The sequence below is a fragment of the Kluyvera ascorbata ATCC 33433 genome, assembly GCF_000735365.1.
Lineage (GTDB): Bacteria > Pseudomonadota > Gammaproteobacteria > Enterobacterales > Enterobacteriaceae > Kluyvera > Kluyvera ascorbata.
Genome location: NZ_JMPL01000005.1, coordinates 45,040 through 64,419, shown reverse-complemented (window position 1 = coordinate 64,419; position 19,380 = coordinate 45,040). Strand labels below are relative to the sequence as shown.

The 19,380-nt window shown below is 57.2% G+C and carries 18 protein-coding genes; all 18 read left to right on the top strand.

What is annotated here, in order from left to right; genetic code table 11:
- The first annotated feature begins 49 nt into the window (after positions 1–49).
- Positions 50–397, top strand: coding sequence for an integrative conjugative element protein, RAQPRD family (locus GKAS_RS02685; RefSeq protein WP_016808261.1), 348 nt, complete (start codon positions 50–52; stop codon positions 395–397).
- Positions 397–639: a TIGR03758 family integrating conjugative element protein gene (locus GKAS_RS02680; protein WP_003029734.1), complete on the top strand. Its 243-nt coding sequence runs from the start codon at positions 397–399 to the stop codon at positions 637–639. The genes GKAS_RS02685 and GKAS_RS02680 overlap by 1 nt, the downstream gene beginning before the upstream one ends.
- 34 nt (positions 640–673) lie before the next feature.
- Positions 674–1,060, top strand: coding sequence for a TIGR03745 family integrating conjugative element membrane protein (locus tag GKAS_RS02675; protein WP_016808260.1), 387 nt, complete (start codon positions 674–676; stop codon positions 1,058–1,060).
- Positions 1,061–1,072: 12 nt separating this feature from the next.
- Entirely contained in the window at positions 1,073–1,429 is a 357-nt protein-coding gene (locus tag GKAS_RS02670; RefSeq protein WP_004115534.1) for a TIGR03750 family conjugal transfer protein, read from the top strand.
- Entirely contained in the window at positions 1,426–2,085 is a 660-nt protein-coding gene (locus tag GKAS_RS02665; RefSeq protein WP_016808259.1) for a PFL_4703 family integrating conjugative element protein, read from the top strand. The genes GKAS_RS02670 and GKAS_RS02665 overlap by 4 nt, the downstream gene beginning before the upstream one ends.
- A complete protein-coding gene (locus tag GKAS_RS02660) occupies positions 2,085–3,035 on the top strand; it encodes a TIGR03749 family integrating conjugative element protein (RefSeq protein ID WP_016808258.1) in 951 nt (316 codons plus the stop codon). The genes GKAS_RS02665 and GKAS_RS02660 overlap by 1 nt, the downstream gene beginning before the upstream one ends.
- Positions 3,025–4,527, top strand: a complete 1,503-nt coding sequence (locus GKAS_RS02655; protein WP_016808257.1) for a TIGR03752 family integrating conjugative element protein — start codon at positions 3,025–3,027, stop codon at positions 4,525–4,527. The genes GKAS_RS02660 and GKAS_RS02655 overlap by 11 nt, the downstream gene beginning before the upstream one ends.
- On the top strand, positions 4,505–4,906 hold the full coding sequence (locus GKAS_RS02650) for a hypothetical protein (RefSeq protein ID WP_223479954.1): 402 nt from the start codon (positions 4,505–4,507) through the stop codon (positions 4,904–4,906). The genes GKAS_RS02655 and GKAS_RS02650 overlap by 23 nt, the downstream gene beginning before the upstream one ends.
- Positions 4,906–5,316 carry a TIGR03751 family conjugal transfer lipoprotein gene (locus tag GKAS_RS02645; RefSeq protein WP_016808256.1) on the top strand — a complete coding sequence of 137 codons (411 nt, stop codon included), beginning with the start codon at positions 4,906–4,908 and terminating at the stop codon, positions 5,314–5,316. Before GKAS_RS02650 ends, GKAS_RS02645 begins: the two co-directional genes overlap by 1 nt.
- Positions 5,316–8,174, top strand: coding sequence for a conjugative transfer ATPase (locus GKAS_RS02640; protein ID WP_016808255.1), 2,859 nt, complete (start codon positions 5,316–5,318; stop codon positions 8,172–8,174). Before GKAS_RS02645 ends, GKAS_RS02640 begins: the two co-directional genes overlap by 1 nt.
- Positions 8,171–8,548 (top strand): hypothetical protein, encoded by a 378-nt coding sequence (locus GKAS_RS02635; protein WP_016808254.1) that lies wholly within the window; start codon positions 8,171–8,173, stop codon positions 8,546–8,548. Before GKAS_RS02640 ends, GKAS_RS02635 begins: the two co-directional genes overlap by 4 nt.
- A gap of 691 nt (positions 8,549–9,239) precedes the next feature.
- A complete protein-coding gene (locus GKAS_RS02625) occupies positions 9,240–10,334 on the top strand; it encodes a DNA adenine methylase (RefSeq protein ID WP_016808252.1) in 1,095 nt (364 codons plus the stop codon).
- Positions 10,331–12,550 (top strand): Eco57I restriction-modification methylase domain-containing protein, encoded by a 2,220-nt coding sequence (locus GKAS_RS02620; protein ID WP_016808251.1) that lies wholly within the window; start codon positions 10,331–10,333, stop codon positions 12,548–12,550. The genes GKAS_RS02625 and GKAS_RS02620 overlap by 4 nt, the downstream gene beginning before the upstream one ends.
- A gap of 554 nt (positions 12,551–13,104) precedes the next feature.
- Positions 13,105–14,244: an AAA family ATPase gene (locus tag GKAS_RS02610; RefSeq protein ID WP_016808249.1), complete on the top strand. Its 1,140-nt coding sequence runs from the start codon at positions 13,105–13,107 to the stop codon at positions 14,242–14,244.
- Positions 14,245–14,247: 3 nt separating this feature from the next.
- Positions 14,248–15,552, top strand: coding sequence for a 5-methylcytosine restriction system specificity protein McrC (locus tag GKAS_RS02605; protein WP_016808248.1), 1,305 nt, complete (start codon positions 14,248–14,250; stop codon positions 15,550–15,552).
- A 962-nt stretch (positions 15,553–16,514) separates the two neighbouring features.
- Positions 16,515–16,913 (top strand): TIGR03757 family integrating conjugative element protein, encoded by a 399-nt coding sequence (locus GKAS_RS02600; protein ID WP_016808247.1) that lies wholly within the window; start codon positions 16,515–16,517, stop codon positions 16,911–16,913.
- Entirely contained in the window at positions 16,910–17,902 is a 993-nt protein-coding gene (locus GKAS_RS02595; RefSeq protein ID WP_016808246.1) for a TIGR03756 family integrating conjugative element protein, read from the top strand. The genes GKAS_RS02600 and GKAS_RS02595 overlap by 4 nt, the downstream gene beginning before the upstream one ends.
- Positions 17,902–19,377 (top strand): integrating conjugative element protein, encoded by a 1,476-nt coding sequence (locus tag GKAS_RS02590; protein ID WP_016808245.1) that lies wholly within the window; start codon positions 17,902–17,904, stop codon positions 19,375–19,377. Before GKAS_RS02595 ends, GKAS_RS02590 begins: the two co-directional genes overlap by 1 nt.
- Positions 19,378–19,380: the final 3 nt, after the last annotated feature.

Below are 19,380 nucleotides of genomic sequence, written 5' to 3'. Positions count from 1 at the left end.
TCCCTCTTCCGCATCCTGTCCGCACCCCTTAATCCTTCTGGAGGTGCGTATGAACTCACATCGTCCGGCCATGCGGCGCAACCGTCGTGTCCCGGGCATCACTGGCCTGGTATTGCTGACCTTTCTGGCATCAGCTGCTGCACAGGCATCCGAGAAAGACGAGCTTGCGTCTGTTCAGCGTCAGCTGGACCAGGTTCAGGCGTCGCTTGAACGGGCCCGCGTGGCGGTTGCACAGGCCGACCCGGCTGACCGTGGCCGCTTTTTCTTTGATTACCGTCAGGCCACATCCGATCTCAACACCATCCGCAGCGGCATTGACCGCTATCTGGAGCCCTCCCGCGCGCAACCGCGTGACCCGTCTTTTGTGGCCGGTAATTACCGGCGGGAGCGGCCCTGATGCCCATGACATCCGAACAAACGAACGCGTTTAAAGCCGGCTCCGGCAGTCTTGATGTGAACATCCTTCATCTGCTCTGCATCGGGGCACTGCTGGCGTTTCTTTTTTTATGGGCCGCGTGGGCGCTGTCGGATGTCTGGACCGGCTGGAGTAACACCAAAGTGCGTGACGCGGCCCTGGGGCGTTTTGCCGTCCGCACCGTGCTGCTGTTGCTTGTGTGTATCTGGATGTTTGCCAGTTAACTCATTCAAAACGTTAAGTCAGGAGATGAATCCCATGCACCATTCTGAGTCTGTTGTTGCCCGCCTGCGCCGTTTCGGCAGTCGTACGCTGACCCGCGCCGGTACGCTTGCCCTGCTGGGCTGGCTCACCTGCAAACCGGCCTTTGCGGATTTGCCAAGCGTTGAAGCGCCTGAGTCCGGAGGCGGAAGCGGGCTGTCGGGACAAATCAAGGGCTACCTGCAGGACGGCATTGTTATCGGGGGGCTGGTCGTGGCGGCCGTTGCCTTTATCAACGTTGCCATTGCCGCCCTGCACACCTTCACCGAAGTCCGCAATGAGAAAGCCACCTGGACCAAATTCGGGGCCATTGTGGTGGTGGGTGTGGTGCTGCTGGTTGCCGTTATCTGGCTGCTCGGCAAGTCTGCCGACATTCTGTTGTAGGAGCCTGCGACGATGCAGACCATTCGTTTTTTACCTGACCGTCTCAACAGTGAGCCCGTGGTGTTTCGCGGGTTTACCACCCATGAGATGGGGCTGGCAGCCCTTGCCGGCGCGGGTGCGGGTCTGCTCCTGTCACTGCCGTTTATCCCGCTTGCCGGCTGGGTTGTTGTTCCCACCGGCCTGCTGGTCATGCCGCTGCTGCTCGTCTGGTTCGGCGGCCGCTGGATGGCCAGGCTCAAGCGCGGTAAGCCTGAGAACTGGCTCTGGCAGCGACTGGAGACGAAAAAACGCCGGCTGGGGATGGGCAATCCGAAACTGATAGTGGATGCCCGGGGCTGGTCAGTGAAACGTAACAGGAGAGCCTCATGAGCCGTTTTCGCCATGCGGTAAAAGACCGCGACCAGCATATTCAGACGCTGCGCATCGCCTGCGCCGTGCTCGCCTTTTTCCTTTTATTCACCTGTGCCGGCTGGATGCTGGCGCCCAGCAAGCTGACCGTGCATAACCCGCCGGATTTACGTACCGGCAGCACGCGGCCCTGGTGGGAAGTGCCACCCCCGACGGTCTACTCCTTTGCGTTCTACATTTTTCAGCAGCTCAATGCCTGGCCGAAAAACGGCGAGGTGGATTATTCCGGCAAAATCAATGCGCTGTCGCCGTATCTGACGCCGTCCTGTCAGGATTTCCTGAAAGCGGATGCAAAGAAACGCGGTGACGCCGGGGAGCTCACCGACCGCGTGCGCGTGGTGTATGAAGTGCCCGGTCGCGGTTACCAGTCACAGAGCGTGACCGTACAGGATCGCGATCACTGGATTGCCCGCCTGGACGTGGTGGCCGACGAATATTTCCATGCCGAGCCGGTCAAACGCGCCCTGGTACGTTACCCGCTTAAAGTGGTGCGCTGGGAAGGTGATGCGGAGCGCAACCCGTTCGGTCTGGCGCTGGACTGTTATGCCGGTGTGCCCCAGCGTCTGGAGGCGGCACCGCCTGCACCTAAACCGGAGAAGTCAGGAGTGTTTCAGTGATGAGTAAAAACCCCCACTACCGCGCCGGGCTGATGGCGCTGTCCTTCGCCCTGCTGCCCCTGGCAATGCTGGTATCACGTCCTGCCGGCGCAGATGAGCTGATGAAATGGGAGCGTATTCCGCTGCAGATCCCCCTGAAGGTGGGGCAGGAGCGGGTGGTCTTTGTGGACAAAAACGTCCGCGTCGGTTTTCCGCCGGCGCTTAACGGTAAACTCCGGGTGCAGAGCACCGGGGGAGCCGTCTACCTGAAAGCCGACAGCGCCTTTCCGCAGACGCGGGTGCAGCTGCAGGATGTGGAAAGCGGCGAGGTTCTGCTGTTTGATATCGCCGCTGGTGAAAAAGGGCCGACTGAGCCGGTGCGGCTGGTCTACAGCGGTGATGTCAGCACGCTGAGTCACGCCGGCGATGCGGCCGGTCAGCCAGGTGGTGCAGACCGGGCTGCTTCCGGATCAGGCTCATCTGCTCCCACCGGCAGCGATGATGGTACTCAGGCAAAGCGTAAAAAAATCCGCTACAGCGCCCCCATCCCGGTGCTGCTGACCCGCTATGCCGCTCAGAGCCTTTATGCTCCGGCACGTACGGTCGAGGCGGTCCCGGGTATTCATCCGGTCAATCCTCATCTGCCCCGACGTGTCAGCACGCTGTATCCCTCTGAACCATTAACGGTCACGCCGCTGGCTGGCTGGGGTGTGGCAAACCGCAGCGTGGTGGCACTCAGGCTCACGAACACCGGCAGCCGTAAGGTCGTTCTGGATCCACGCTCGCTGCAGGGACAGTTTGTGTCCGCCACCTTCCAGCACCGCTGGGTCGGTCCTGCCGGCACGCCGGAAGACACCACCACGGTGTATGTGGTGACCGCCGGTCGTCCGGAGAGCGCATTTATTGCTGAGCCGTCTGCGCTGCGTAAAGCGGCCCGCACGGTAAAACAGGAGGCCCGCCATGCAGATTAAATCTAATGCCCTGGTGAAAATTATCGTGCCGGCCGTGGTGATTGCCGGGCTGGCCGTGGGGCTCAAAAGCTGCAAAAACGAACCGGCAGAACAATCTCAGGCAAAACAAAGCGGCGGCCCCCTGCATAATCTCTCGCCGGATGAACTGAAGGCGCTGGGTGTGGAAGGCGACACGCCGGAGGACACCCTGCGCACGCTTATCGGCCGGCTGAACGATGTGCGTGACCGCCAGAAAACGCTGGATAAGCAGAACGCGGATTTGGTGAAAGAAAACGAGCGGTTGCGCCGACGCAATCAGGACGTTTCAGGACAGGTGAATGAGGCCGTTAATGGTCTGCGCGAGCAGTACGACAAGCGGCAGGCGCAGCTTCAGAACGAACAACTGAGCCTGACGGCGAAAATCCAGGAGCTGACCGACAAACTCAAAAAGCCTGACACCGAGAAAAAAACGGCGGACAGCGATATCCCGCTGGGGCTGGGCCTGGACGGCATGGGCAGCAGTACCGGGGGGGCGGCTTCTCAGGGCAGCGACGGCATGATGTGGGTCGCGCCGACGGACCAGAAAGAGACGGACCCGCGGGACGCGGCCAGCGGCAAGGCATCTCCTCAGTTCCCGACTTCTTTTCTGGGTGAAAATGAGCTGACCCGACAGAAAGCGGCCTATGAGGAGAAAGTGAAGGGACGTACGAATGAAAAAGGGGCGGAAGAGAGCGCAGAGCCGGTTTACACGCTGCCGGAAAATTCCACGCTGGTCGGCAGCCGCGCCATGACGGCACTGCTTGGCCGTGTGCCCATCAACGGCACCGTGACCGATCCTTATCCGTTTAAGGTGCTTATCGGTAAGGATAACCTGACGGCGAACGGCATCGAGTTACCGGACGTCGAAGGGGCGATTGTTTCCGGGACGGCCAGCGGAGACTGGACACTGTCCTGTGTGCGCGGGCAGGTTAACAGCGTCACCTTTGTCTTTTCCGACGGTACGGTACGCACCCTCCCCAGACCCGACGCCAGTAACAACGCCAGCGGGCAAAATAATAACGCTCAGGCTAAACAGGATACCGGCACCAGTGGCGGTATCGGCTGGATTTCGGATGAAAACGGGATCCCGTGCATTGGCGGCGAACGTAAGTCCAATGCCTCCACCTATCTGCCCACCATTTTTGGCCTGTCGGCTGCCGGTGCGGCGGGTGAAGCGATGAGCCAGGGGCAGTACACCACACAGAATAACGTGAATGGCATTTCCGCCACCATGACCGGCGACGCCGGACAGGCGGCGCTGGGGAAAGCCATTTCCGGCGGCATGTCTGAAACCACCGACTGGATCAAACAGCGTTACGGGATGACGTTTGATGCCATTTATGTGCCGCCTGGTGCCCGTCTCGCCGTGCATATCACCCGTCAGCTGGCCATTGATTATGAAGATAAGGGCCGTAAGGTGCGCTACGACTTCACCCTGCCGGGTGGCATCAGTGACAACGGCGGACTGGACTGAGTACACGGCCATGGCGGGACAGATAACGTTTTTCCCTCTTTCATCCGTGTGCTGGACGTTCAGCGACGGGGCAGGCTGGCATATTGACGTGATCCCTGCGTCTTCTGCGGTTCTGTTGCTGCGACCCGTAGCGCTGTTGCCTGCCGGCGCACCTTTACTGCGCTGGCGCGATGGCCAGCTTTTACTGGATATCGGCAGGTTCTCCCTGCCGCTCAGTGCCCGGGAGTGTGCCGTTTCGTGGCGCAGCCCGAAAATCCCGCGCCGGCTTTACTGCCCGCGTATGACATTACGGGAGCTGGGGCACCTGCTGAATGTCAGTGCGTTCGTTTTTATCTGCGGCGGTTACGATCCGGCCGCCTCACAAAGGAGATACCGGTAATGTACAGAACGGTTTTCATTCTGGCCCTGAGCTGTGTGATGCTCAGCGGCTGCTCAACCTCCAAAGAGGAAATGCTGCCGGCGGGCGATAACACCATGCTGGAACTGTGGAACGGGGCGGACGGTGGCGGCAGTACTTCCCGCCAGTCTGCGGCGGTCCGCGACACGCTGCGACGCCCGCTGACTGGCAGCGAAACGCAGGCGGACGCGCAGGCCGACCGCAGCTACAGCCGTACTCAGGAAAGCGAAATCACCCAGCAGTTTCCCCGGCTGCCCAACCCCGACATGGTGATGTACCTGTATCCCCATCTGGCAGACGGTAACACGCCGGTGCCGGGTTACAGCACTGTGTTCCCGTTCTACAGCCAGACGCAGTATGCCATGCCTGGCGAGCGCACGGAGGCCCTGTAATGCTTTCACTGTTTACGCGTAATAAATCCACCGACCGGCAGACGCCGGTTGATGACGGCCAGTCCGTTCAGGCAGATGAAACCCTGACCGCGGCCGTGAAGGGCCGGCAACCTCTGAAGCGCCCCGGGAAAATGACGCGCCAGGATGAGGAGAAGGTTTATCACGCCAATCCGTCCATCATTGACTTTTTGCCCTGGGCAGAATTTCTCGATGAAGAGCAGTGTCTCCTGCTCGATGACGGCGTGTCGGTGGGGGCCGTTTATGATGTGACACCGGTGGCGACCGAAGGGCGAACCGAAGAGCGCCTGGAACAGATCCGGGACTCGGTTGAGGATGCACTTCAGGACAGCTTTGATGAACATGACGTGAATCCCTGGGTCGTGCAGTTCTTCTGCCAGGACGAGGACGACACTGACGCGTACCTGGACAGGCTGCGCGGGTATGTCAAACCACATGCACAGCGCACGGCGTTTACCGACGCCTGGCTGGGTGAAATGGAGCGCCATATCCGCAGTATCTCCCGGCCTGAGGGACTTTTTACTGACTCGCTGATTACCGGCCAGCCGTGGCGCGGGCAGCAGCGCCGCACCCGGATGGTTGTTTATCGCTGGCTTGGTAAAAGCCGGGATCCGATGCCGCCGGTGGCGATGCTCAATCAGGTGTGCGACCGGGTCGTTAATGCCCTGGGCGGGGCGGGGATCCGCTGCACCCGGCAGAACGGCCTGCAGGTGCATGGCTGGCTGCTGCGGCTGTTCAATCCGTCACCGGACTGGGTGGAGAAAACCACGCTCTATCGGCAGGCTGCTTACGCAGACCCGCGCGAGACACCTGAAGGCACCGTGCCGGTCAGCAATGATTTTGCCGAAACCCTGTGGTTCACGCCGCCGGTTTCAGACCCGGAAAACGGCGTGTGGTGGATTGACAACAAGCCGCACTGCGCGGTGGCGGTGGAAAAACTGCGTACACCGCCGGAGCCGGGCACCCTGACCGGCGAGAAAAGCCGGGGTGAAAAGAAAATTAATGCCCTGATGGATATGTTTCCGGAAGGGACCATGGTGTGCATGACCGTGGTGGTACAGCCCCAGGACCGGCTTGAAGAGCAGTTTAACCGGCTGTCGAAAAATGCGGTCGGTGAGAATACCGAGTCGGGCCGCGTCCGCCAGGATGTGAAGACGGTCAAAGAGTATCTGGGCAACCGGCACAAGCTGTACCGGGCGGGGATCACCTTCCTGCTGCGCGGCGACGACATGACCAGCCTGAAGCGCAAGCGGCTGGAGCTGTCCACCGTATTGCTCGGGGCCGGTCTGCAGCCGGTACGGCCGGAGTTTGAAGAAGGTCCGCTGAACAGCTGGCTGCGGGCGCTGCCGATGTGCTTTAACCCGGACAGCGACAGAAAACACTGGTATACCCGTCTGACATGGGTTCAGCACCTGGCAGGACTTTTGCCGGTAACCGGGCGGGAAACCGGCACGGGGCACCCCGGCTTCAGCTTTTTCAACCGCGGCGGGGATACCCTGACATTCGATCCGCTCAACAAGCTCGACCGCACCCAGAACGCGCATCTGCTGTTGTTCGGCCCGACCGGGGCGGGCAAGTCGGCCACGCTGTGTGCCGCGCTCTCCCAGCTGATGGCCGTCCATCGTCCGCGGCTGTTTATTGCGGAGGCCGGGAATTCGTTCGGCCTGCTGGCCGACTTCTTTGACAGCCTCGGGCTGACGGTGAATAAAATCAGCGTCAAACCCGGGAGCGGCGTCAGTCTGCCGCCGTTTGCTGATGCTCACAAACTGGTGGAAGAAGGCCTGGCCGCCCAGGCCGTTGATGAGAGCGACCTGCCGGATATCGACACGGACGACGATGGCGAGGATGACAAGCGTGACGTTCTCGGTGAAATGGAAATCTCCGCGCGCATGATGATCACCGGCGGTGACCCGAAAGAAGAGGCTGACCTTAAGCGTGCCGACAGGGCGATGATACGTGAGGCGCTGCTGATGGCGGCACATGCCACGTATAAGGAAGGGCGGCAGATGCTGCCGTCTGACCTGCAGAAGGCGCTGTACGACATTGCCTCTGACAACGATGAGGGCGTCATCAATGTCCGCAATGCCCAGCGCAAGGCGAAAGCGGCGGAAATGGCGGAATCCCTGGGCATGTTCACTCAGGCCGGGAGCTTTGAAGCGGAGCTGTTCAACCGTGAAGGGGAGCTGTGGCCGGAAGCGGACGTGACGCTGGTCGACCTGGGGCATCTGGCGCGTGAGGGCTACGAGGCGCAGATGGCCCTGACCATGGTCTCGATGACCAACATGATTAACAACATCGCGGAGCGTGACCAGTTCCTGGGCCGGGATATTGTCTTCACGGTGGATGAGGCGCATATCGTGACGGTTAATCCGCTGCTGTCGCCGTACATGACCAAGGTGGTCAAGATGTGGCGTAAGCTCGGGGCCTGGTTGTGGCTGGCCACCCAGAATCTTAAGGATTACCCAGACATTGCCGAAAAGATGCTTAACATGGCGGAATGGTGGATTTGTCTGACCATGCCTCCGGAAGAGGTCAAAGATATCAGCCGTTTTCGCGCGCTCACGCCGGAGCAGGAATCGGTGCTGCTTTCCGCCAGTAAACTGTCGGGGTGTTATACGGAAGGCGTGGTGCTGGCGAAACGGATCGAAGCGCTGTTTCGTGCCGTGCCGCCCAGTCTCTTCCTGGCACTGGGCATGACGGAAAAAGAAGAGAAAGCCGAACGCCGGGCGCTGATGAATGAATTTCACTGCAGCGAACTGGAGGCGGCAAAACGCGTCGCGCAGAATCTGGACCGTCTGCGCGGTCTGACGGAAAAACAACAGGAGCCTGCCACGGTATGATGACACTGAAGTACCCTGAACCCACTATTCATGAGCACAGTGGCTCAGCCCTGTTCACCCTGTCGCCTCAGGGGGAGCCCGGTGTGCTCCCGGCGACCCATCAGCACCTGGTGAGGCTGCGGGCAATGCTCAGGCAGCGCCTGACCGGTCCGGTCAGAATGACCTGTCACCCGCACCGGGTGGGACTCAGCAGCAGCGTGGCCATCTATCTTGAGGGAAAGCTGAAGCAGGCGGTGAACATCCTTATCACCGTGACGGGACAGACGAGCTGGCCGCAGGAAGAGGAGTATGCGCATCCGCGCTGGTATATCACGGTGCCGGATTCGGCCGACCTGGCGTATCTGATGCTGTGGATTAACGGGCTGGACGTTTAAAACGAAAACTTGTCTTCACCAGGAGCATGATAACAAAAAGAACAGAATGCTTTTTTGATGCCGGCCGCTGGGGCCGGTTTTTTTATGACTGGCGAGTTTTAGTAAAACGGTAACGCGCGAGGTGTGGGATGAAAATAAAGTTTCCTCCTTGAAAATAGAGTTTCACCCTAAGCCAACGTGCGCTATGTTGATGATATCAACTAGGACGTTGGCTTTGTTATGGCTGGCACATTAAGACTCGAGATACGTCGAAAATTGGATAAATGTATTGCTAAGCAGTCAGGATTCCCTATAGCTCGCCTTCGGAGTAGGAGAAACCATGAAGGATGCCGTCTGGTCCGCGAGTGAAAAGTGCTGCATTGTACGTAAGGTTAAGAATCGCTGTCATAGTGTATCTATTCAGTATGTGTGCATATACAATAACGCAATTGCACAGACATATGCGGGGCGTTTTCATGCGATTCACTGACCTCAAAAGTGAGACCTTAAATCTAAGAGTTTCCAGAAAGTTCAAACAGGCCTTAAAGAAGGCAGCGGAGCATGAGCAGCGGAGCATGGTGAATATGCTTGAGGTACTCCTTTGTGACTATTGCGACCACAAAGGCATTGTGTTGCAAAGCCCAGAAGCCAGCCAAGAACTTGGTCAGGGTCGAGCAGTAACTGGCCGTAAAAAAAACGTAGGGGTTTCTATATGACTTTTCGCTATATTGGCTCCAAATCTAGACTCGTCGACAAGATAGCATCCCACATTGGGCCGCCTAGAAAGGGCGCGTTTTTTGTGGATGCTTTTTGTGGAACTGGAGCTGTAGCTGAGGCTGCTGCGGAGCATGGTTGGAATGTGCGGATTAATGATAGCTTGCACTCAGCTGTTATCTCTGCTGGGGCACGTCTTATCAGCCATGATCAGGTGACCTTCAAAAAACTTGGTGGGTACTCTGGTGCTGTTAGCAAGCTAAACGCAGTTAAGCCATTGCATGATTTTATGTGGCGCACTTATAGCCCCGCTTCGATCGATACGTGTGGAATTGAGCGTAGGTACTTCACCGAAGAAAATGCAGCTAAGATAGACGCTATGCGCTGCTTGATTGTTGAGTGGAAAGGTGCCGGATATATTGACGAAATTGAGGAGAGGCTATTGATTGCCGATCTCTTTAGTGCACTGAACCGCGTTGCCAACATTGCGGGCACTTTTGGCTGCTTCCTCTCCAAATGGACAAGCCAATCTCAAAACAAGATTGCCATGCGTTGCCGTGATCTCAAAGAAACTGGAGTGTGTGTTGAGGCTAGCGTGGGTGATGTGTTCGACGTTCCGAATGTTGCACACGACCTCGTGTATTTGGACCCCCCGTACACCAAGCGTCAATACGCGAGCTATTACCACATCCTTGAAACGGTGGCTCTTGGCGATGAGCCTGTGGTGGAGGGGGTTGCGGGACTTCGTCCATGGAAGGCCTTGGCTTCTGACTTTTGCTACAAGAGCCGTGCTCTCAAAACACTCTCGCGTCTGGTTCATGGCTTGAAGGCTCAAAGGGTACTGCTCTCGTACAGTAGTGAAGGGCACATCTGCATGCAGGACATGAAGGCTGAGCTTTCTAAGATCGGCTCGTCCACAATGTACCCTTTGGGCGCCATTGGTCGATACCGGCCAAACAAGGCAGCCAGTAGCTCGGCGTCCGATGTGAATGAGTTTTTGGTGGTCGTGAAACGGTCCATGGCACAGCTTCCCCAAGCCCAGTCAAAAACAGTTAAAGCTATCAAACCCGTTCTCGTGAGGAGCTATGCATGAGTTCTCCTCGGCCTGTTGAATCAGAGTACCTGGCCCCAGCAGAAGCGGCACTCACTCAGGCTGTGGGAGGGGAAACCAGCTTTGAGCTTCGGCTTCAAGTTTTGGAGGCAGCATCAGCGCGTTTTGGCGGGTTTGACCTAACGGCGTTTCATGAGGCTTTTGGAGTCAAGAGCAAGCGCGCAGCATCAGATCTTTTGGAGCTTGCGGTACCTGTAGCAAGTGCCATCGAGCGTTCACCTATTCACCCTGCTTTGGCACTGAGTGTCTTGGCGCGTGAGGTCTTGCATGAGCAGGATCGAAAAAGCACGGGCGCCTACCATACGGATTTTCGCCTGGCTACACGACTGGCGCAGCTCGCAGCCCCCAAGCTCACACACAAGAGCAAGGTGATTGATCCTGCCTGCGGTGCAGGAATTTTGCTAGCAGCGCTGACTCACGCAGTGTGTGGTATGGATAGAGCCAAGACGGCGCATTGGTTGGCTCACGGTGTGTATGCAGCGGATCTTTCTGGCAACTCTTTGCGTGCGGCACTGCTTGCGCTTGCTTCGTTCACTGATGATGTATCGACTCTTAAGGCTATGCGTGCCCGTTGGTACTGTGGCGATAGCTTGATGGCTGATCGCAAGGTTTGGACTGCCATGGTCCCTGAGGGGTTTGATGCGGTGATCGGCAATCCACCATGGGAAAAGGTCAAGCTCTCACGGCACGAATTCTTGAAGTCCTCAGGCACCAAGCGCCACTACGGGGCCCAAATTCATGGGCTTGATGAGGATCTGTTTGCCCAGCAGCGCAATGAGGTAGCGAACTACTCTCGTCGCCTGTTGGCTCGCTATCCCGATTTGGGTAATGGAGAGCCAGACCTATACATTGCTTTCACGGACCTCTTTTTTGAACTCTGCAAAAAGCAGGGTGTGGTGGTTGCACTAATTCCGGGTGGGCTCATTCGCTCGCAAGGTACCCGCGCCATGCGGCAGAAAATCTTTGATGCGAGCCAAAGCGTGTCCATGTCGATCATCGATAACCGTGCACGGTTCTTTACGATCGACACACGCTTTAAGTTCCTGGCCGTGGCTCTCACTAAGGCTGGCTCTGAAAAGAGCAAGCGTGAGCCCATCACTCTCATGCATGAGCGGGGCACCCCTACGGGATTGGAGATTACGGGAACTGCCACTATTGGGCGTGCAGCACTTGCGGGTGTTCGGGGCGATTTGAGCCTGCCCGAGGTTCGTAACGTGTCTGAGTGGAAGCTCTTCTCAAAGATCGGAGAAGCAGGTGTTTCGTGGGAAGAGCCTGGTTATGGCTGGACCCCGAAGTTTTGCCGTGAAGTTGATATGACCAAGGAGCGTCCTAAGTTCCTGGGGCGTGCCACGCCTGGCGCTTTGCCACTGGTGGAAGGTCGAATGGTGCAGGCGCATCGCTTTGGTGTAAAAGGCCACGTGTCAGGCACTGGTCGCCGTGCGTTGTGGGAGGCTTATGCCATCGGAGACTCACGCCTTGCCCCCCAGTTTTGGATTCGTCTCTCCGACATGCCCAGTGCTAACCAGCACCGTGCGGACGTGCTGCGTGTGGGCTTTTGCGACATTGCGGGTCAGACCAATGAGCGTTCGCTCATGGCCTCGTTAATTCCTGCTGGGGTGGTCTGTGGCAATAAGGTGCCCACGATCCTTTTCCCTGAAGACCCATCAGAAGAACGGCTGCTGGTGTGGGTGTCCATCGCTAACAGTTTTGCCTTTGACTGGATGCTTCGGCGTGTGCTCACTACGACGGTGAATTACTTCCTGCTGCAAAGCGTGCCCATGCCAAAACTCGCCAAAGATGGTTTGCCATGGAAGAGGCTGGTGAGTGCTGCACGCGAATTGCGCACACTTGACAGTGCGGGGGCTACTCGTGAAACCTACGAGCGCATGGCGCAGCTTCGTGGGGAGATTGATGCGGAAGTGGCCGTGGCCTATGGGCTCGATTTGAAGGACATGGAGTTAGTGCTCCAAGACTTCCCGCTTTTGGATCGGGGCCAAGTGGGCTTGCCAGGTGAGGCCAAGTCCACAATTACCCGAGATAATGTTTTGGCTGCAATGGCAAAACGCACAGGAAGTCTGTCTACAGTTTGGTCGCACCGTGCGATGCAGGCACGCGCGCTGGGGGCGATTGCTTATGTACCCTCTGAGTTCGCTCTGGGGGGCGAAGAAATAGAAGAAGGATCCAAAATTCATGGCTAATGGAGCGGGACAGGTTGCTCGAATTCTGTACAAGGAGATTGTTGAGGGAGATCGACGGAAAGCTGATGCGGAGTCTAATGACTCTGATTCTGGAGGGGGGGCAAGAGACTTTCGATTTCCCTACGAGGCGGTGTTGCCAGCTGTTGAGTTGATATTTCCCAATAAAATTCTCCGGGGTGGAAAGGCAGTACATCAAGGTACCTTCTTTTGGAACGAGCCGGACTCAACACAGGTTGTATCAAGAGCAGCTGAGTTTATGTCACCCACAAAGTCTCGGCCGAGAGAGGGATGGATTTCTCAGGTGCCGAAATTTTCATGTTTTGATTCGGACCGAATGCCATCAGGGGGAATTGGGAATCGCGTTTTGTTGCTTCTGATTCAGCTTCATGACCAGTCGGTTTGGCCGCACTTCGCGGAAGAAGCAACTCTTCGTGTTAAAGGCGTTTGGGATCCTTCAGTTGCTCAAGAGCTATTGAGTTGTTTGGATGCACAGCGGGCTGCTAATCGAGCCGTAATTGGCTATATCGACTTCACGAACATGCGTAGGTTCTGTAATGGTAAGTGAAAACTGCAAACAGGTGTTAAAGCTACTCGCACGTTCGCGCAACGTGCTGGTGTCTGGTGCACCTGGCACGGGCAAGTCCAAGCTCTTGGCCGAAGTTGCTTTGGCCTTTGAAACAGCCTTTGGTCTTGCTCCTGCAGGTGGCCCACCGCAGCTCAATCCCATGGGCGGCATCCCTATTCCCCCTGCTGCTGGGGTTGTTAAAGACATTCCTGCACCCACCAAGATGGACCGCAAAGTCTTTCGGACGGTCTTCCACCAAAACTCCAAGTACCGCGATTTCTTATCGGGCATCACGCCTGCGGTCAACAAGACAGCAGGAGACCCAGACTTCACCATCGTGAAGGGGACTCTGTACCGTGCCAGTGAGCATGCGAAGGGTGCCAATGGGGCTGCACTGTTGATCATTGATGAGATCAACCGAGGTCCTGCGGTGCAGGTGTTCGGTGGTGCCATTGTGGCCATTGAGTCCGATAAACGCTTGGCCTCTGATGGGGCCAAACTTGCTGAAACGCAGTTCTTTGAAATGCTCGATCCCGTCTCTGGTGATGTGATCGAATACGCACTGCCCCATGACCTCTATATCCTGGCTGCGATGAATCAGGCCGATGCGTCTGTGGAGCCCTTGGATGTCGCGTTCTTGCGTCGTTGGGAACCTATGCGCCTAGAGCCCGATGAGGCGGCTTTGCGGACGTTTTACGGTTTGGGTGCCAAGGGTGTCAATGCATTGCCTGATGTACCTGCCAGCGTGAACGATGCCTTGGAGGCTTCGGTGAGTGCCTGGATTGCTGTAAACGCGCAAATTGCTCTGGGCCGTGGTCCCGAGTTTCAGATCGGGCATGGTGTACTGATGTCGGATGTGAAGCCGCAAACATTGGGCCTTAATGAAGCTTTGGGCACGCTGTGTGTAGGGTGGGCGAAGGTGCGGGCACACGTGGAAGAGGTATTCTTCGGGGACACACGAGGAATTGCAGCGGCTCTTAATGCGCTGGATGGGCCAGCCTTTAATCCGTTCAAGCTCACCGAGACAACTTTTGCGGATGATTTACGCTTTCGTTTTGAAGGGCCCACGAATTTTGCTGAGAACAATATCTACGCAGCTCTCAGGGCATTTGCCAATCCGAGGGGGTAGCACGTGGTGAACCCCCGAACACGGCTGTCCCTTATTGAGTACGGTACACCCGTTGACCTGAGCCGTGCGATTGCTGAAGCGATTGGGGTGGATCGCACGAAGGCCAACAGCCTTTTATTGGAGGCTGGGAGCCGGATTGCGTCGAGCTTAAGGCTTAGCTACAACCCTATCAGTGTGGATGCCAAGGGCACACGTGCCATCGATTTTGCGGGCCTCATTCGCCTGGCACCTTCACTGGAACTGGAAGTTGCTCCCAAGTTTTTGGGGCTCGACGACACAGATGCAGCGTGGCGCGAAGATTTCTTTTTCCTCTCCACGCTTTCACGTCATGGGCGGCTCTTGGCTTCCGAACGCTTATCGGCATCAGGTGGTACCCCAAGGGATTTGTCTACGCTAGTAGCTCGTTCCATCACGAGCATGTACGAGGCCCGTAAACGTCGGCCACTGCGCAGTTATCGTAGTGTGCGTGAAGCAGACTTCTTCATCGATGGGGATCCTGATCCGGTGGATCTCATCTTTCCTTCACCTGATGGCTTTGAGCAAGAGCTCATTCGCTTTGATCGCAAGAACGGTTGGAACGGGGATATCGTGGCAGCGGCCAGGGAGTTACTCCCTGAAGTAAGTGACCCTTCAGCCGCAAGTTCGCTGGTGCGTTTGATTGAGGACCTTTCGCCTCAGAACGTTGCTGCTAACCGTCGAAACCCCATTCCTGCACGGCACCGAGCGTGGAAGCCACTGCATGAGCTGTCTATCGATGTGCTCGGAGGCCTGGGGCTTAACTACAAGCAGGGACAGGCCCATGCACCTGGTTACTTAGTGAATACCTGGCGCGTGTGGGAAGATCTGTTAACGGTGGCCGCACGATTGGGCTTTGGTCGCAGTGCCGTAGTGCCCCAACAGGGCTATCCCTTAGGCACTAAGATCAGGATGATTACCGGTGCTGTGAGCAAGCTTTCAGTGTACCCAGACTGTGTAATTGAGCTCGATGGAACAAGGCCCAGGATGCTGCTGGATGCCAAGTACAAGGGCCACGTGGAGAAGGGACAGCTTCGCATCAGTGAAGCTGACATCTACGAAGCCCTGGCCTTCTCCAAGGCTACTGGATGCAACCTAGTGGCACTAGCCTATCCTGCACAACCAAGCGATGCCCCGCAGCCCGTAGGGACGTGCACTGTCTTTGAAAAGGCTGTGGTGGATGCCGTGCAAATCGTGGGCATTCAGATCGAGAGCCGCCTGATTTCTAGGGCGGGAGCTCTCAGATTATTTGCCGCAAACATGGCTGCTGGGGTTACAGCAGCCTTTGTGTGATTGATTCAAGGGCTTCTTCCTAACAGATTTAGCGATGGTTGATTTTACATTTAGGGGCGGTCTGAAAACGTTTAACATTGTCGGCAGCCAGGAGCTTGACTGCGCCATAACAGCAGGTTAAGTAGTTCCAAGCGTTGGCGTACCAGTATGCCTTTAAGGCTTTCTAATCGCTAAGTATGAAACTTTATTTCTACGGATCCGACCGGCAGGTGCGCCCGGCCTCTGGTTTAGGATGATAACCCCTCCTTTTTCGAACAAAAAAACACCGATCCAGGCGGCTTTTGCCGTTAGTTAGTATTAAACTTTATTTTCATCCCGCACGAGGCGCGGACATTTCATAAATGATTTGATGGGTATTACTTCACCGGGATTACGATCCTCTATCAGGTTAAACATATTATCCCTGCCATGAACTCTGCATCAGCCATCTGGTGTATGCTGCGTAAGTCAAAAAGGATGAATCGCCACGGGTTTAACAGTCACCTGGAAGGCGTCAGTCCGGAGGCCTTCGAAAAGGCCTCACCGTGAGGACAGATACTGTCTGCGGAAGCGGGGGCATTCCAAAGTGCCTGCTGCTGATCATCAAAACTTCAGCCACTGCCCGGTTTAGTCCGCCCCCGGATCCTCCTCAGACCGAGCCGTCAGTCCGACTGCGCTATGGGCCCTAACCCAAAACTGAAGTTCGCGCACCTACGCAAAATCTGTAATTACTCGACTGTTTAGCTGAGCCAAATTTTACGTATGAGCGTAGTTTTCAGCCCCGTTTTTCTCAGATTAAGCGACCAAAACAGTTTTCACACGGCTTGGGCACGCAGCGGTCAGTCAGAACAGGTAAAGCAGTGGGAAAGGAAAATTCTAAACTTGCAGATTAATTTTTGAGTTCTGAAAATGAGTTTATTGCGGCTTTTATGAACGGCCGCGGGCACGCTGACAGACGATTCAGTCTGACGGAGTCCCGATTCATGAAACTGACCCCTCTTGTTTTCCTGCCGGCTCTGCTGCCGGCATTCGCACTGGCCGGCACGGTCTTCTTCACCGACAGTCAACATCTGCCGACAAATCTGCCGCCGGACGTGCCGGTGGTCCTTCTTGATGGTCCTGACCGGCTGCAGGCCGACATGTTCGGGGAATTGCCTGCAGACCCGCAGCAGGCCGAAGCACAGGTCAGGCAGATTATGACGTCTCCTGCCTGGCAACAAAAACAGCTGCAACTAAACGATTCTTATCGGCAGGTGGTCCGGGCCTGGGAGCTGGGCATCAAAAAAGTGCCGGCTGTGGTATTTGATGACCGCGATGTGGTGTACGGCACCACGGATGTGGCCGTGGCCACTTCCCTGCGTAACCGGGGAGGTGGTCAGTGAATACAAAACCTTCCCGCATCAGAACCACGGTGTGCTCGCTGGCGGTTGCCACGGTACTGGGTACGGCAACCGCGCCGGCAGCTATTGCAGCACTTAACACCGCGCAGATTATTGCCAGCGCCGTGTCGCAAAACTGTATCAGCTGGCGTGTGAGTGGCATCTGTTACTGGCTGTTCTGCACCCCCTTTGGCTGCAAGGTGCGCACATCGGTCAAAGTCACCCACTTCATTCCTCAGACAGTCGTTTCGACCTATGTCGCTCCGGGCGGCAACCCGTGGCAGGAAATGGCGTTTGTCAGCCAGACCGCCGGCGGGTTAGAGAGTGCTGTGACCAGCGGGCTTTCCGGTGTTTCTGCCGGAGGAGCCAATCCGGCCGACATGAAAAATCCCGGCCAGCGCAAGTCTGCCGTCCGTTTCAAATATGCCGATGCGATTGGCCACCCGGCCACCTCCCTGATTGGCGGCAGTATTCCGGGCTATTCCTGTGATACCGCAGCCACCCCGTTAATGCCTTACTTCCTGAGTACGCTGGATTCGGCGGCCTGGCGCACGGGCGTGCCGGAGTCCCTCTATCCGGAGGCGCTTGTGCCCGGCCAGCGGGAAATCGGCAGTCAGGCCGCAGCAAATATGTGGGGCAACGTCTATCCCCGTTCGGGGTTTGTCAGCCAGACCGATGATGATAAAGCCTCTGCCGTGGTGGCACAGCGTGTCGCAGACATTATCACCCGCGCCGGGCAGCCGCATGTGTATCAGGTGCTCAAAGGCAACCGTCATGACGGGTACTGGCCACCGGGCGAGGTTAAGGAAAACACCGGCACACGCAATCACAAATGGCAGCGGCTGGCCCCCCACATGACACAGTCATGTGCCGTCTTCCCGGACGGGAGCCACACCGCCGCGAGCGACAACAACGAAGCCTTTGCGTTCTGGCAGCCCTACAGCTGCTGCAAACGACGCGGGCAGACATTTCTGGGCAGCACTGATATCTGATGAGGAAAACCGTGAAAAAAACACCTTCATTTTCAGCCGCTCGCGTAAGCCTGCTGCTGACCGGCTCCCTGCTGAACGTCCTCCCGGCCGCGCACGCAGCCGATGATGACAATACCATCCTGGGCATGTCCCTGCCGCAGGTGAACAACAGCGCCATCGGTTACGGCAAGTCCGTGGATGGGGCGGTGTCAGACAAACTGTTCTACACCCTCGGCGGCGGCTCGGTCATTTCCCAGCCGGCCACGCGCGGCAATATGCAGAAGCTGGGGCTGAATACCGGCTGGAGCAGTGACCTGATGTGCGGCAATTTTGACCTGAAAACCACCGTCGGCAACCAGCTCAACGGCGTCACATCAGGCTTTAAAAACCTGATGGGCGACGTGATTCAGGGGGCCACCGGCGCGGTGGCCAGTCTGCCGGCGATGGTCATTCAGCGGGCCAACCCCGGTCTGTATGACATGCTCACAAACGGCGTGCTTCAGGCCAATGTGTCATTCGACAAGGCGCAGCTCAACTGCCAGAACATGGCGAAAAAGATGATGGACTTCAGCGACAGCAGTAACTGGACGCAGCAGGCCATGATGGATGAATACAAGTCTGTTGTGAACAGCGGAGACACTGACGCGGTTCGTGCAGATGAGGCGGGGCGGAAAGTCACCGGCACGTCGGGCAATAACTGGATTGGCGGTCAGAAACGTGGGGGGGCGGGGCAGCCCGCCATCCGTGTCACCCATGACCTTGTTGCTGCCGGCTACAACATGATGAACGGTCTGCCTGTCACCGCTAATTCGACTGTCGGCGAAAGCAGCTGTAACGGTGGCGCATGCTCTAAATTCGGCAGCGCGGAAGAGGCGGCGGCCATGACCGTGAAGGTGCTGGGCGATCGTTCGATGCGCACCTGTGCCAACGCGAGCGAATGTACCAGCGGTGATGCGGATGACCAGCCCGGTACGACCGTTGCCGGCACCGGCTTTGCCCCACTGCTGGAAGAGGCAACCAAAGCCAACGCTGAGCAGCTGGTCAGGCTCGTCAACGGTACGGAAAAGCCCACGGCCGCGAATCTGGCGAAGCTGAAAACAGGCGGACTGCCGGTGACGGCCGGCGTGATTAAAGCCCTGCAGCGTGATCCGGATAACGCGGCCCTGACCGCCCGCCTTGCAGGCGAGCTGGCCATGTCTGACACGGTGGAAACGGCGCTGCTGATGCGTCGCATGATGGTTACCGGTATGTCGGAGCCGAATGCTGCCGCTCAGCCAAAGGCCATTGATACCGCCGGCCAGCGTATTGAGGCGCTGGATCGGGAAATCGCGGCGCTGAAAAACGAGATGGAGATGAAGCGTGAACTGTCACGTAATTCGGTGCTGACCATTATCGACAGGGAGAACCAGCGCGTCGAAACCAACCCGCAGACCCAGTCTGATGACAATACCGACAGTCGCTTCAACCAGATGGCAGCGCCGCAGTCGGCTGAATGAGGG